This window comes from Pseudomonas bananamidigenes (assembly GCF_001679645.1).
GTDB lineage: Bacteria > Pseudomonadota > Gammaproteobacteria > Pseudomonadales > Pseudomonadaceae > Aquipseudomonas > Aquipseudomonas bananamidigenes.
Map to the genome: position 1 here is coordinate 1 of NZ_LRUN01000082.1, position 13,550 is coordinate 13,550.

The window sequence follows — 13,550 nt, forward strand, 5'->3', positions numbered from 1 at the left end:
CTCCCACAGGTTTTGTGCATTGTCTGTTACGCAGTTTTCCAGGTGATTTCTTCTTCACCATCGGCGCTGATCCGGATCCAGCGATCGGCCGATTCCTCACCTTCCTCCTCGACCCAGCTGCCAGGCGCGCAGCGCACTTCGACGTTCAGCGCGGCGAAAGCGGCCCGGGCGCAGGCGATGTCGTCGTCCCACGGGGTTTCATCGCTTTCCAGATACAGGCTGTTCCACTTGCCCACGGCTTTCGGCAGCCAGGTCACCGGGATGTTGCCGGCCTTGCACTTCCAGGTCTGGCCTTTCTGTACCCAGTCGCTGCATGGGCCAAGGGCTGCGCCCAGCCAGGCGGAAATGGCCTTGTGGTCGACGTCGGCGTCTTTCAGGTAAATCTCGATGTCCGGTTGGCGCATGGATATCCTCACTGCGGGTCTGAAAAATCCATTCGCGGATTTAGCCGGCCCCGGGCTACTTGCCCGAGTCCAAAAGTTATTGAAGAACGAAATAATCGTAGCGCATCGACACGGTGGTCACGAACGGCTCAGGCTGCTCTATCACCGCCGCACGGCGTTCGGCACTGGCGCGCCAGCCGTGAGGTGTCATCGCCAGCAGGTTGGCGCGATCCTCGGGCTTGTCCAGCGTCAGTTTGAATTCCAGTGTTTCGCTGTGGGCCAGCGCCATGCCCTCCGGCACCAGGGCCAGGTGCTTGTCGTCGGTGTACTCGCGCACTTCGTCGTACAGGCGTTCGCGCAGTTCCATCAGATGGCCGCTGGTCGGACCGACTTTCATCAGGCCGCCGCCGACGCTGAGCAGACGCTTGGCCTCCTCCCAGTCCAGCGGACTGAAGACGCTGGCCAGAAACTGGCAGCTGCCGGAAGCGAGCGGCACCCGGGCCATGCTGGCGATCAACCAGGTCAGGGCCGGATTGCGTTTGCAGGCGCGTTTGACCGCTTCCTTCGAGATGTCCAGTGCGTAGCCGTCAGCGTCCGGCAAGGCTTCGGCGATCTGCGCGGTGTAGTAGCCCTCGCCACAACCGATATCGACCCAACGGGCCGGCGCATAACCCGCCGCCAGTTCCGCCAGGCGCCTGGCCACCGGCGCATAGTGCCCGGCGTTCAGGAAGTCGCGACGGGCCTCGACCATGGCCTGGTTGTCGCCGGGATCGCGGCTGTTCTTGTGCTGCACCGGCAGCAGGTTCAGGTAACCCTGACGTGCGCGGTCGAAGCGGTGGCCGGCGGGGCAGACCACGCCGTTGTCCACCGCGTTCAGCGGTTCACTGCAGATCGGGCACGCGAGCATCAGGCGAGCAACTTGATCAGGGTCTGGTAGTAGATCTCGGTCAGCAAGTCGAGATCGGAAGCCAGCACACGCTCGTTGACCTGGTGAATGGTCGCGTTGACCGGACCCAGTTCAACCACCTGGGTGCCCATGGTCGCGATGAAGCGGCCATCGGACGTGCCGCCACTGGTGGACGCCTTGGTCTCGCGGCCGGTGATCTGTTTGATGCTCGACGACACCGCATCGAGCAGCGCGCCCGGTTCGGTGAGGAATGGCAGACCGGACAACGCCCAGTCGATGTGCCAGTCCAGGTTGTGTTTGTCGAGGATGTCGGCGACGCGCTTCTGCAGGCCTTCGACCGTCGACTCGGTGGAGAAACGGAAGTTGAACAGCGCCACCAGATCGCCCGGAATCACGTTGGTCGCGCCGGTGCCGGAGTTGACGTTGGAAATCTGGAAACTGGTCGGCGGGAAGAAATCGTTGCCGTGATCCCAGTGCTCGGCAGCCAGCTCGGCCAGGGCCGGCGCGGCGAGGTGGATCGGGTTCTTCGCCAGGTGCGGATAGGCCACATGGCCCTGTACACCGCGCACGGTCAGTTTGGCGCCGAGGGAGCCACGACGACCGTTCTTCACCACGTCGCCCACCAGCGCCGTGCTCGATGGCTCGCCGACGATGCACCAGTCCAGACGCTCGTTACGGGCCGCCAGACGCTCGACCACGGCCTTGGTGCCGTGATGCGCCGGACCTTCTTCGTCGCTGGTGATCAGGAACGCGACCTTGCCCTTGTGATCCGGGTAGTCGGCGACGAAGCGTTCGGCGGCCACGGTCATCGAGGCCAGGCTGCCTTTCATGTCCGCCGCGCCACGGCCACAGAGCATGCCGTGCTCATCGATCACCGCGTCGAACGGGTCGATCTGCCACGCAGTCACCGGCCCGGTCGGCACCACGTCGGTGTGACCGGCGAAGCACAGCACCGGGCCGTCGCCTTTACCGTGAGTCGCCCAGAAGTTATCCACATCTTCGATGCGCATCGGTTCCAGCTGGAAACCGGCATCGCCCAGGCGCTGCATCATCTGCGTCTGGCAATCGGCGTCGACCGGCGTCACGGACGGACGGCGGATCAGGTCGATGGCCAGTTGGAGGGTCGGCGAGAGGTCGGCGTGGGCCGTCATGGAAAACTCCGGATGCTGTAAATGTGGGAGCGAGCTTGCTCGCGATGACGATGTCCTGTTCAACATAAGTGTTGAATGTGACGGACTCATCGCGAGCAAGCTCGCTCCACAGGTCTAGTGGCAGGCCATCGGGGCCTTGGCCCCGCAAAATGGCGGTTATCTTAAAGCAAAACGGCGACCATTGGCCGCCGTTTAGTGCTTCGTCGAGGAATTAGACGACAGGTGCCGGTTCAGGCGCTGCCGCCGGTTTCGGCAGCGACGACAGGAACGCCATGATCAGCGCCGCCACGTATGGCAGCGACTGCACCAGCAGCATTGCCACCCAGAAACGCATGTCGTTGCTCGGAATGCCCTGCACCAGGAAAATCCCCAGCGCCGCGCCCCACAACAGCAGCATGATGAACAGCTCTTCCCGGGCTTCGGAAATCGCCACCCAGAAGCCGTGGTTATCGGCGTTCTTCGGGGTGCGGAAGAACGGAATGCTGCTGGTGAAGAAGCCGTACAGCACCGCTTTGGCGATGGTGTGCGACAACGCCAGGCCGGCCAGTGCCGCGCAGAATGCATCTTTCAGGTTCACGCCCACGGCGCGACGGTAAAGGAAGATGATCTTGCCGACCTTGAAGATGAACAGCGCCAGCGGCGGGATCGCGAAGATCAGCAAGGGCGGATCGACCCGCTGCGGCACGATGATCATCGCCGCTGACCACAGCAGTGCGCCGACGGTGAAGAAGATATTCATGCCGTCTGCCACCCACGGCAGCCAGCCCGCAAGGAAATGATAACGCTGGCCGCGAGTCAGTTCGGTGTCCTTGCCGCGCAGCAGGCTGCGGGTATGACGCTTGATGATCTGGATCGCACCGTAGGCCCAGCGGAAACGCTGCTTCTTGAAGTCGATGAAGGTGTCCGGCATCAGACCTTTGCCGTAACTGTCATGGTAATACGCCGCCGACAGGCCTTTTTCGAATACCCGCAGGCCCAGTTCGGCGTCTTCACAGATACACCAGTCGGCCCAGCCCAGTTCTTCCAGAACCGAACGACGGGTCATGGTCATGGTACCGTGCTGGATGATCGCGTCGCGATCGTTTCGGGTCACCATGCCGATGTGGAAGAAGCCTTTGTATTCGGCGTAGCAGAGCTTCTTGAAGGTGCTTTCGTTCTGGTCGCGATAGTCCTGCGGCGACTGCACCACGGCGATTTTCGGGTCGGCGAAGTGCGGCACCATGTGCTTGAGCCAGTTCGGGTGCACGCAGTAGTCGGAGTCGATCACCGCGATCACTTCGGCGTCCTTGGCGGTGTGCGGGATCAGGTAGTTCAGCGCGCCGCCCTTGAAACCGGCCAGGGGCGAAACGTGGAAGAACTTGAAGCGCGGGCCGAGGGTTTCGCAATAGTCGCGCACCGGCTCCCACACCGCCGGATCCTTGGTGTTGTTGTCGATGATCAGGACTTCGAAGTCCGGATAGTCGAGATTGGCCAGGGCGTTAAGGGTCTGTTTGACCATCTCCGGCGGCTCGTTGTAGCACGGCACATGGATCGACACTTTCGGGCGGTAATCCGAATCGCCGACCACCGGCAGGAATTCGCGGCGACGCTTGTGGATCCACACCGCCTCGGCCAGTTCATGGGCCTCGGTCAGCAGCACGATGAACACCCCGAGCGCACCGAGCGCCAGCAGGAAGCCCACTGTCAGGCTGAACCACGTGCTGTATTGCTGGCTGTAGTCGTAACCGATCCACACCAGCACCGACCCGCACAGGAATGCAATAAAGGTCAGGAAGGTACGACCGCGCTGGCGCAGGGCCGAGCCGTCGATCATCAGCAGGGTCAGCGACAACAGCGCCAGCACCACCGAGCCGATCGCCAGCACCCGCCATTGCGGGATCGCCACCACCGGGCCCTCGAAGTTGAATTTCTGCTGGCGCGCGGCGTTGAACACGCCCCAATAGGCGCCGACCGAACCTTCGTCGCTGGCCTTCCATGGCTGGTCGAATGCTTCGATCACGAAGTAGTTGAAGCCCTGGCGGTTGAGTTTGTTGACCAGCGTGCGCAGGTAGATCGCCTGATCCGCCGGCGACGCATCGGCGCCACCGCGCATGCGGCCGTTGCTCGGCCAGCCCACCTCGGACAGCAGCAGCGGCTTTTTCGGGAACATCTTTTTCAGGTCGCGGGCGCGGTCGAAGACGAACTGCCCGGCCTTGTCCACCGGAATGAATTCCCAGTAGGGCAGGATGTGGGCGGCGATCAGGTCGACGTGCTTGGCCAGCTCCGGATGTTCTTCCCAGACGTGCCACTGTTCGGACGTGGTGACCGGTACTTTCACGGCGGCACGCACGCGGTCGAGCAGCACGCTGAGTTCTTTGGCGGTGATTTCCTTGCGGAAGATCGCTTCGTTACCGACCACCACGCGAACCACGCTGCGTGAGGTGTTTGCCAGTTCGATGGCGCGGGTGATTTCCCGTTCGTTGCGTTCCTGATCCGGGCTGATCCAGATCCCCAGGGTCACGCGCAGGCCGAACTCTTCAGCCAGTTTCGGGATGTCTTGCAGGGAGCCGTCGACCGAGTAGATACGGATGTTGTCCGTCAACTTGCTCATGATCTCCAGGTCGCGGCGCATTTCGTCGTCAGTCGGATACTGATCCTTCTGCGGAAATTGTCCCTGCTGGAACGGTGAATAGGAGAAACCGGAGATCTGCTCCGGCCAGTTCGGCGCGGAGACGGGGCGGTTGATCAGCGCCCAGAAACCGGTGAACAGGGCGGCGATTGCCAGAACCACCACCAGGTTGAGTCCAAATTTACGCGATGACATAGCTGTGTCGGGTTCCAAGGTCTGTGGAACGAAGGGTCGGCTGGTTGACGCCTGAGGGCGCGCATCCTACACCGGCAGTTCGCCGAGTCCTACAACAGACAGGGAAATGCCGGACGTTGGGCAATACACTTTGACTTAAGTTCTTACACTTGTAGCTCGAAGCTTAAAACTTGTCGCTGCGTGGCCCTATAATGCGCGCCGGTTTTTGGGGTAATGGTCATGAGTACAGAAGATCCGCGGTTTGCAGGCATCGCCCGTTTGTATGGCGTTGAGGGAATGGCGCGTCTGCGCGCCGCCCACGTGGCGATTGTCGGCGTAGGCGGCGTCGGTTCCTGGGCGGCGGAAGCCATGGCCCGTTGCGGGGTGGGCGAGATTTCCCTGTTCGACCTCGACGACGTCTGCGTCAGCAATGCCAACCGGCAGTTGCATGCACTGGACAGCACCGTCGGCAAGCCCAAGGTCGAGGTGATGGCCGACCGTCTGCGCGGGATCAACCCGGACTGCAAGGTGCACGCCGTGGCGGATTTCGTCACCCGTGACACCATGGCCGAGTACATCACGCCGGACATCGACTGCGTGATCGACTGCATCGACGCCGTCAACGCCAAGGCTGCGCTGATCGCCTGGTGCAAGCGCCGCAAGATCCAGATCATCACCACCGGCGGCGCCGGCGGGCAGATCGATCCGACGCTGATTCAGGTCTGCGACCTCAACCGCACCTTCAATGATCCACTGGCCTCGAAAGTGCGCTCTACATTGCGCCGCGACTACGGTTTTTCGCGTACCGTGACTCGCCATTACAGCGTGCCGTGTGTGTTCTCCACCGAGCAGCTGCGCTATCCGAAACCGGACGGCAGCATTTGCCTGCAGAAGAGTTTTGTCGGTGATGGCGTGAAGCTGGACTGCGCCGGCGGATTTGGCGCGGTAATGATGGTGACGGCGACGTTCGGCATGGTCGCCGCGACCAAGGCCGTGGACAAGATTGTCGCGGGCGCCGGCGGCCGGCGGATCGGGTCAAGCCTCAGGCTTGATGTGGCGCCTTGAGGCCTCTTCGCGAGCAGGCTCGCTCCCACATTGGAATGCATTCACATGTGGGAGCGAGCCTGCTCGCGAAAGCGATTAACCAGCCAACTCATTCATCCGCTTGAGCACGGCATTCAGGCCATTGCTGCGAGAAGGCGATAGTTGCCGCGACAGGCCGAGTTGATTAAACCAATCTGGCAGATCGATTTGCTGCAACTCAGCGGCAGACAAACCGTTGACCCGCAACAGCAACAACGCCACCAATCCGCGAATCATCCGCGCATCGCTGCCCGCTGCGAACTGCCAGCGGCCATCGCGCAACTCCCCGACCAGCCACACCTGACTTTCGCAGCCGTGCACCCGGTTGGCCTCGCACTTGTCCACATCGCTCAAGGGCGGCAGACGATCACCAAACTGCATCAACAGCCGCGCCCGTTGTTCCCAGCCGGGGGCGTTCTGAAACGTTTGCAGGGCTTCGGCAGCCTCGACCGGCAGGCTCATCGCAACAGCTCCAGCGCCTGGTCCAGCGCGTCAAAGAAGCGCTCCAGATCTTCGGAGTCGTTGTACAGCGCCAGCGACACGCGGATCGCCCCGGCCAGTTCGAAACGCTTGAGCAGCGGCATCGCGCAATGATGCCCGGCGCGCACGGCTATGCCCTGTTCGGTCAGCAAGTGCGCCAGATCGGCGTTATGCACGCCTTCGACGACAAAACTGGCCAGCGCCAGTTGTGGCTGGCCCAGCAGGCGAATGCCATTGCGGGCGGCGAGGCCGCGCAACAGGTAATCGTGCAGCGCGGCTTCGTGGGCGGCCACCGCGTCCAGATCCAGCCCCGCGAGGTAGTCGAGGGTCGCACCGAGGCCGATCACGCTGGCGATCGGCGGCGTTCCGGCTTCGAAACCCAGCGGCGCAGGGCGAAAGCGCGATTCGTGATAATTGGCTTCCAGCACCATTTCGCCGCCGAACTGCCACGGGTGCAGGCGCTCGAGCGCTTCGTTGCGCCCGAACAGCACGCCGAGGCCATCGGGGCCGTACAGCTTGTGGCTGGAAAACACATAAAAGTCGCAGCCCAGGGCCTGCACGTCATGGCGGCCGTGGACCACGCCTTGAGCGCCATCGACCACGGTCAGCGCGTTCTGCGCCTTGGCCATCGCCAGCAGCGCCGGCAACGGTTGCCACGCGCCGAGCACATTGGACAATTGGCTGACCGCCAGCAGACGGGTACGCGGACCGATCAGGTGAACGGCGGCGCCGAGGTCGATCACACCGTCATCGTCCAGCGGCAGGATCACCAGTTTCAGGTCGCGACGTTGTGCCAGTTGCTGCCACGGCAGCAGGTTGGCGTGATGCTCCAGGGCGCTGATGACAATTTCATCGCCCGGATGGAAAAGAGGTTCCAGGCCATAAGCCAGGAGATTCAGCGCGCTGGTGGCGCCGTGGGTGAAGATGATCTGCCCGCTGTCACCGGCATTCAGCCACTGGGCGACCTTCAGGCGACTGTCCTCGAACGCCTGCGTGGCGTGGGCGCCGGGCAGATGTTGCGCACGGTGTACGTTGGCGGCGCCATTGGCGTAGTAATGCGCCAGCGCGTCGAGCAGGGCCTGGGGTTTTTGCGTGGTGGCGGCGTTGTCCAGATAGGTCTGGTCCTGCCGTTGCAGGGCGGCGATGGCCGGGAAATCGGCGCGCCAGGGGGAGGGAATCATCATCTGATATACGCCTGACCTGTGGGAGCGAGCTTGCTCGCGAAGGCGTCCTTGAGGACACCAAAAAGCTTCGCGAGCAAGCTCGCTCCCACAGGTTATCAATGTGCTGCTTAGTTGTGAGCGTGCAGCGCTTCGTTCAGTTCGATCGCCGATTTGTGGGTCTTGCATTCCACGGCACCGGTTTCCGAATTGCGACGGAACAGCAGGTCGGTCTGGCCGGCCAGCTCACGCGCCTTCACGACTTTGACCAGGTTGTTGTTTTCGTCCAGCAGTGCGACTTTGGTACCGGCGGTGACGTACAGGCCCGACTCGACGGTGTTGCGGTCGCCCAGCGGGATGCCGATACCGGCGTTGGCGCCGATCAGGCAGCCTTCGCCGACCTTGATCACGATGTTGCCGCCGCCCGACAGGGTGCCCATGGTCGAGCAACCGCCGCCCAGGTCCGAACCCTTGCCGACGAACACGCCAGCGGAGACGCGGCCTTCGATCATGCCCGGGCCTTCGGTGCCGGCGTTGAAGTTGATGAAACCTTCGTGCATCACGGTGGTGCCTTCGCCCACGTAGGCACCCAGACGCAGACGTGCGGCATCAGCGATACGCACGCCGGCCGGTACCACGTAGTCGGTCATTTTCGGGAACTTGTCCACCGAGAACACTTCCAGCAGCTCGCCACGCAGACGGGCTTCGAGTTGCAGCTCGGCCAGTTCGCTCAGGTCGATCGCGCCCTGGCTGGTCCAGGCCACGTTCGGCAGCAGCGGGAAAATCCCGGCCAGGCTCACGCCATGCGGCTTTACCAGGCGATGGGACAGCAGATGCAGCTTCAGGTAGGCCTCAGGGGTGGAGGTCAGCTGAGCATCTTCGGCCAGCAGGGTCGCGACCAGCGGCTTGTGGCTTTCGGCCAGGCGGGTCAGCAACTTGCCTTGTACCGCGTCAACGCCTTTTACCGCTTCAGCCAGTTGCGCAGCTTGTGCGGTGGTGAAAGTGATGGCCTGGTTGCCTTCGGTGTAACCGAGAATCGGCGCGACCGCCGCGACCAGTTCAGCGGACGGGTTGAGCAGCGGCTGGGCGTAGAACACTTCCAGCCATGCGCCTTGACGGTTTTGAGTGCCGACGCCGAAGGCCAGGCTGAACAGGGATTTGGACATGTGAATACCTCTGCGAAAAGTGACGGGCTGCTTACTTGAGCGCGGCCGCGTAGATATCTGGCTTGAAGCCAATCAGGGTTCGGTCGCCGAGATCGAGCACCGGGCGCTTGATCATCGAGGGTTGAGCGAGCATCAGTTCGATGGCTTTCGACTGGTCGAGGTCGGCTTTGCGTTCGTCGTCGAGCTTGCGAAAGGTCGTGCCTGCACGGTTCAGCACCGTTTGCCAACCGTGTTCGTCGCACCATCGGGTCAGGTGTTCACGGTCGATGCCGGCGGTCTTGTAATCGTGAAAATCGTAGCTGACAGCGTGTTCATCGAGCCAGGTGCGCGCCTTCTTCATGGTGTCGCAGGCCTTGATGCCGAAAAGGTGCAACGTTTTGCTTGAAACGGTCAAGGAATCGTCCCCTTTACAGGTGCTGGAAAAAAATGGTGTCGGATTATGCCATGACCAGACGGTTTCGCGGCGCCGAGGTTGCTTTTGCAATGGGGCCTGCGACATAGGTGCAACGGTCAGCCACAGCCCAAGCGGCTAATATGGCAGTTCAACGCTGTCGATTGTCCGGGATTTCCGCTTTATGCAAACCGCTTATACCGTCCTGATCCTGCTGATGCTGGTCAGCGTCTCGCGCCTGGTGGGACGGGTCATTCCGTTACCGCTGCCGCTGGTGCAGATCGCCGCCGGTGCCCTGTTGGCCTGGCCGACTCTGGGCCTGCATGTGGCGCTGGATCCCGAACTGTTTCTGTTTCTGTTCCTGCCGCCGCTGTTGTTTTCCGATGGCTGGCGCATGCCCAAACGCGAGTTGTGGCGTCTGCGCGGGCCGGTGCTGACGCTGGCGGTCGGTCTGGTGCTGTTTACCGTGGTCGGCGCCGGCTACTTCATTCACTGGCTGCTGCCGACGATACCGCTGCCGGTGGCCTTCGCACTGGCGGCGGTGCTGTCGCCGACCGACGCCGTGGCCGTGTCGGCCATATCACAGAACCGCCTGCCTACGCCGCTGATGCACATGCTGCAAGGCGAAGCGTTGATGAACGATGCTTCGGGTCTGGTGACGTTCAAGTTCGCCCTGGTTGCGGCAGTCACCGGTGCATTCTCGCTGGCCAATGCCAGTCTGACGTTCGTGCTGGTGGCGGTGGGCGGGCTGGCGGTCGGTGTCGTGCTGAGCTGGCTGGTGGGCCGTTTGCGCGCCTGGATGATCGCCCGGGGCTGGGATGACCCGGCCACCCACGTGGTGTTCATGTTGTTGCTGCCGTTCGCCGCTTATGTGCTGGCCGAGCGACTGGGCGCGTCGGGCATTCTCTCGGCCGTGGCGGCGGGGATGATGCAGAGCTGGCTCGATCTGCTGCCGCGTCAGACCAGCACCCGCCTGCTCAATCGCAGTGTCTGGTCGTTGCTGGAGTTTGCCTTCAACGGATTGATCTTCCTGTTGCTCGGCCTGCAACTGCCGGACATCATCAAGGCCGTGGTCAGCCACGAAACCTCATTGTGGCCGACCCTGTTCTACCGCTGCCTCGACGTGGTGGCGATTTTCCTGGCGCTGGTGCTGTTGCGTTTCATCTGGGTACAAAGCATCTGGCGTCTGTCGGTGTTGTTGCGGCGGTTGCGCGGCAAGGGCGAACTGACCCAGGTGCCGACGGCCCGCTCCTGCTGGCTGCTGACCGTCGGCGGGGTGCGCGGTGCGGTGACGCTGGCAGGCGTCATGTCGGTGCCGATGCTGATGGGCAGCGAGGCCTTTCCCGAGCGCGACCTGCTGATCTTCATCGCCGCCGGGGTGATCCTGATGTCGCTGGTGGCGGCCTGCATTGCGTTGCCGTTGCTGTTGCGCGGGATCCAGAAAAGCCCCGACGACAAACGCCGCCAGGAAGTCCGTGATGCCTGGCGAAAGACCGCCGAAGCGGCGATCCATGCGCTTGAGGTCGAAGAGGTCAATCCGCAGGACGCCGCGCAAGCTGCACTGTCGGCGGAGCTCAAGGCGCGGATCATGTCCGAGTACCGTCATCAGCTGGAGGTCTTCAATGACTCTGTCGAGGCTCAGGCGCTGGCCTTTCAGATGGACTTGCTTGAGCGCCGTTTGCGACTCAAGGCGCTGCGTGCGCAGCGTCTTGAGTTGTACAGCCTGAGTCGTCAACACCAGATCGGTGACGACGTGTTGCGTGAAGTGTTGGGTGAGCTTGACCTGAGTGAGGCGAATCTGGGGCAGGTCAAATAGGGAAAGTTACCTGGGATAGAGCAATCTCATCAGGCGTTTGTCCTTTTTGCTGATTTTGCGGTTGATCGGCACCTCCCAGTCGCCCACCGTCAATGTGTTGGCGACCGGGTGGTGCATGATCGACCTGCGGTCATACGAGGTGTAGATCGCATCCAGTGTGTCGAAGGACGCGAACAGGTTGCTGTCGACCTGCTCCTCGGTCAGCGGGTTCATTTCACGGTTCTTGTAGAACTCATACACCTTTGGCTTATCCCACGGAATATTGGCTTTGGGGTGTTGATGCTCGTGCATCGCACCCAGTGCGTGGCCGAACTCGTGTATGACGATTACCTCGAAGTCTTCATGTTCCGGTTTGACCCCAAGATTCATGGTGGGATGGTCGGGGTGGATCAGCAGGGCGTCGGTGCCCAGCATCGAACTGTTGTCGTTGTTTTTTGTGGCAATGCGGATATCGCCTTGCAAATCGTCGACGAAATCGAACTTGAGGTTGATGTACGGCAACCATCGGCTGGCGGCGCAGATGATTTTCGCCTTGTGCTCTGCATCGGGAGCGTCCATGAAGGCGATTTTCAGTGTGCGGCCATTGGCCCACAGCTTTGAGTAATGGAGTACGGAGCGCTTGCGGCGAGTGCCGGAACGCTGGCCGGCATTGGCGGGGTTTTCGTTGATGGCTGCGATGTAGGCGGCTTGATCATCGGGCCACTGAATGAGCTGACAATCCAACAGATCGTTCATGTCGACTTCTTCCTTGAAGTGGGTTTGCGAGGGCGCACGGCTGTGCGCCGCCCAAGACTAACGTCTGGCCGACAGGCGGATGGGTGTAAATAGTTGAGCGATCTGTAACGGGATGCAAAAGGCGCCCGTGCCGGATCACCCGGCCCGGGCGTTCAGGCATTACTTGTGACGCAAGACGAAATCGCGGATGCGTTCGGCCGCTTCCACACATTCCGCCAGCGGTGCGACCAGCGCCATGCGCACACGACCGGCGCCCGGGTTGACGCCGTCGACATCCCGGGACAGGTACGAACCCGGCACCACGGTTACGTGCTCTTCGGCAAACAGATCCCGGCAGAACGCGGCGTCATCGCCTTGCACGTTTGGCCACAGGTAGAAGCTGCCATCCGGACGCTGCACGTCCATCACCGGGCCGAGGATGGCCAATACGGCATCGAACTTCTCGCGATACAGCGCCCGGTTGGCACGCACATGCACTTCATCGTTCCACGCCGCAACGCTGGCCAGTTGGGTCTGCACCGGCATCGCGCAGCCGTGGTAGGTGCGGTACAGCAGGAAGCCTTTGAGGATCTCGGCGTCACCCGCAACAAAGCCCGAGCGCAGGCCGGGGAGGTTCGAGCGCTTGGACAGGCTGTGGAACACCACGCAACGCTTGAAGTCCTTGCGACCCAGTTCGGCGCAGGCGCTGAGCAGGCCCGGCGGCGGTGTCTGCTCGTCGAAGTACAGTTCGCTGTAGCACTCGTCGGCGGCGATCACGAAGTCGTATTCGTCGGCCAGGGCGATCAGTTTTTTCAGCACATCGACCGGAATCAGCGCGCCGGTCGGGTTGCCCGGCGAGCACAGGAACAGGATCTGGCAGCGTTTCCAGATGTCCGGCGACACCGCGTCGAAGTCCGGGTTGAAGCCGTTTTCATCCAGGCATGGCAGGTAGTGCGGCTTGGCGCCGGCGAGGAACGCCGCGCCTTCGTAGATCTGATAGAACGGATTAGGGCTGACCACCAGTGCGTCTTCGCCGCGATTGACCACGGTCTGGGTGAACGCGAACAGCGCTTCACGGGTGCCGTTGACCGGCAGCACGTTGCGCGCCGGGTCGATCCAGCCTTTCGGCACGTTGAAACGACGTTCGCACCAGGCGGCGATGGCTTCGCGCAGGGCCGGAATGCCAAGGGTGGTCGGGTACACCGCCATCTGATCCAGATTGTTGGCCAGCGCTTCGGCGACAAAACCTGGCGAACGGTGTTTCGGCTCGCCGATGGACAGCGCGATCGGGCGCTTGTCCGGGTTCGGCGTGACGCTGCCGAGCAGGGCGCGGAGCTTTTCGAACGGGTAGGGCTGCAGCTGGGTCAGAGCGTTGTTCATGAGGGCCTCGTTCAATGTGGGAGCGAGCAGGCTCGCTCCCACAGGGGGAAATGGTTGATTCAGATACTGATGCGCGACAGTTTGATGTCGGGTTCCTGATTGACGCTGAGCTGTTCGACGATGGCATCCTGCAAACG

Annotated in this window: 12 protein-coding genes; 2 read left to right on the top strand and 10 right to left on the bottom strand. The window is 62.1% G+C overall.

Annotation, left to right across the window (positions count from 1 at the left end; all coding sequences use genetic code 11):
- Window positions 1-26 precede the first annotated feature (26 nt).
- From BBF94_RS24460 to BBF94_RS24475, 4 genes are all read right to left on the bottom strand, one after another.
- The gene (locus tag BBF94_RS24460; RefSeq protein ID WP_065261517.1) at window positions 27-404 is read right to left on the bottom strand and encodes a hypothetical protein; all 378 of its coding nucleotides are present in this window, start codon (window positions 402-404) and stop codon (window positions 27-29) included.
- A gap of 76 nt (window positions 405-480) precedes the next feature.
- Window positions 481-1,290: a putative RNA methyltransferase gene (locus tag BBF94_RS24465; protein WP_065261518.1), complete on the bottom strand. Its 810-nt coding sequence runs from the start codon at window positions 1,288-1,290 to the stop codon at window positions 481-483.
- Window positions 1,290-2,441 carry a succinyl-diaminopimelate desuccinylase gene (gene dapE / locus BBF94_RS24470; RefSeq protein WP_065261519.1) on the bottom strand — a complete coding sequence of 384 codons (1,152 nt, stop codon included), beginning with the start codon at window positions 2,439-2,441 and terminating at the stop codon, window positions 1,290-1,292. The genes BBF94_RS24465 and dapE overlap by 1 nt, the downstream gene beginning before the upstream one ends.
- 211 nt (window positions 2,442-2,652) lie before the next feature.
- Entirely contained in the window at window positions 2,653-5,244 is a 2,592-nt protein-coding gene (locus BBF94_RS24475; protein ID WP_065261520.1) for a glycosyltransferase, read from the bottom strand.
- A gap of 219 nt (window positions 5,245-5,463) precedes the next feature.
- On the opposite strand from BBF94_RS24475, the gene tcdA reads away from it, so the two are divergent.
- The gene (tcdA, locus tag BBF94_RS24480; RefSeq protein ID WP_176704499.1) at window positions 5,464-6,288 is read left to right on the top strand and encodes a tRNA cyclic N6-threonylcarbamoyladenosine(37) synthase TcdA; all 825 of its coding nucleotides are present in this window, start codon (window positions 5,464-5,466) and stop codon (window positions 6,286-6,288) included.
- Between the two features lie 75 nt (window positions 6,289-6,363).
- On the opposite strand, the gene BBF94_RS24485 is transcribed toward tcdA, so the two are convergent.
- From BBF94_RS24485 to BBF94_RS24500, 4 genes are all read right to left on the bottom strand, one after another.
- Window positions 6,364-6,768 (bottom strand): SufE family protein, encoded by a 405-nt coding sequence (locus BBF94_RS24485; protein WP_065261521.1) that lies wholly within the window; start codon window positions 6,766-6,768, stop codon window positions 6,364-6,366.
- Window positions 6,765-7,970 (bottom strand): aminotransferase class V-fold PLP-dependent enzyme, encoded by a 1,206-nt coding sequence (locus BBF94_RS24490; RefSeq protein WP_065261522.1) that lies wholly within the window; start codon window positions 7,968-7,970, stop codon window positions 6,765-6,767. The genes BBF94_RS24485 and BBF94_RS24490 overlap by 4 nt, the downstream gene beginning before the upstream one ends.
- Window positions 7,971-8,077: 107 nt before the next feature.
- Window positions 8,078-9,112, bottom strand: coding sequence for a 2,3,4,5-tetrahydropyridine-2,6-dicarboxylate N-succinyltransferase (dapD, locus tag BBF94_RS24495; RefSeq protein ID WP_065261523.1), 1,035 nt, complete (start codon window positions 9,110-9,112; stop codon window positions 8,078-8,080).
- A 31-nt stretch (window positions 9,113-9,143) separates the two neighbouring features.
- A complete protein-coding gene (locus tag BBF94_RS24500; RefSeq protein ID WP_047601306.1) occupies window positions 9,144-9,506 on the bottom strand; it encodes an ArsC family reductase in 363 nt (120 codons plus the stop codon).
- A gap of 181 nt (window positions 9,507-9,687) precedes the next feature.
- Between BBF94_RS24500 and BBF94_RS24505 the strand changes: the two genes are divergently transcribed.
- Complete coding sequence (locus BBF94_RS24505) at window positions 9,688-11,319, top strand: Na+/H+ antiporter (protein ID WP_065261524.1); 1,632 nt, start codon at window positions 9,688-9,690, stop codon at window positions 11,317-11,319.
- Window positions 11,320-11,325: 6 nt separating this feature from the next.
- Here BBF94_RS24505 and BBF94_RS24510 read toward each other — a convergent pair whose 3' ends face one another.
- Both BBF94_RS24510 and dapC read right to left on the bottom strand, forming a co-directional pair.
- The gene (locus BBF94_RS24510) at window positions 11,326-12,054 is read right to left on the bottom strand and encodes a M12 family metallopeptidase (RefSeq protein ID WP_065261525.1); all 729 of its coding nucleotides are present in this window, start codon (window positions 12,052-12,054) and stop codon (window positions 11,326-11,328) included.
- Between the two features lie 159 nt (window positions 12,055-12,213).
- Window positions 12,214-13,413, bottom strand: a complete 1,200-nt coding sequence (dapC, locus tag BBF94_RS24515; RefSeq protein WP_065261526.1) for a succinyldiaminopimelate transaminase — start codon at window positions 13,411-13,413, stop codon at window positions 12,214-12,216.
- Window positions 13,414-13,550: the final 137 nt, after the last annotated feature.

Excerpts from the sequence above, each read along its gene's own strand:
- BBF94_RS24460 (WP_065261517.1), bottom strand. The coding sequence starts at position 404 with ATGCGCCAACCGGACATCGAGATTTACCTGAAAGACGCCGACGTCGAC.
- BBF94_RS24465 (WP_065261518.1), bottom strand. The coding sequence starts at position 1,290 with ATGCTCGCGTGCCCGATCTGCAGTGAACCGCTGAACGCGGTGGACAAC.
- dapE (WP_065261519.1), bottom strand. The coding sequence starts at position 2,441 with ATGACGGCCCACGCCGACCTCTCGCCGACCCTCCAACTGGCCATCGAC.
- BBF94_RS24475 (WP_065261520.1), bottom strand. The coding sequence starts at position 5,244 with ATGTCATCGCGTAAATTTGGACTCAACCTGGTGGTGGTTCTGGCAATC.
- tcdA (WP_176704499.1), top strand. The coding sequence starts at position 5,464 with ATGAGTACAGAAGATCCGCGGTTTGCAGGCATCGCCCGTTTGTATGGC.
- BBF94_RS24485 (WP_065261521.1), bottom strand. The coding sequence starts at position 6,768 with ATGAGCCTGCCGGTCGAGGCTGCCGAAGCCCTGCAAACGTTTCAGAAC.
- BBF94_RS24490 (WP_065261522.1), bottom strand. The coding sequence starts at position 7,970 with ATGATGATTCCCTCCCCCTGGCGCGCCGATTTCCCGGCCATCGCCGCC.
- dapD (WP_065261523.1), bottom strand. The coding sequence starts at position 9,112 with ATGTCCAAATCCCTGTTCAGCCTGGCCTTCGGCGTCGGCACTCAAAAC.
- BBF94_RS24505 (WP_065261524.1), top strand. The coding sequence starts at position 9,688 with ATGCAAACCGCTTATACCGTCCTGATCCTGCTGATGCTGGTCAGCGTC.
- BBF94_RS24510 (WP_065261525.1), bottom strand. The coding sequence starts at position 12,054 with ATGAACGATCTGTTGGATTGTCAGCTCATTCAGTGGCCCGATGATCAA.
- dapC (WP_065261526.1), bottom strand. The coding sequence starts at position 13,413 with ATGAACAACGCTCTGACCCAGCTGCAGCCCTACCCGTTCGAAAAGCTC.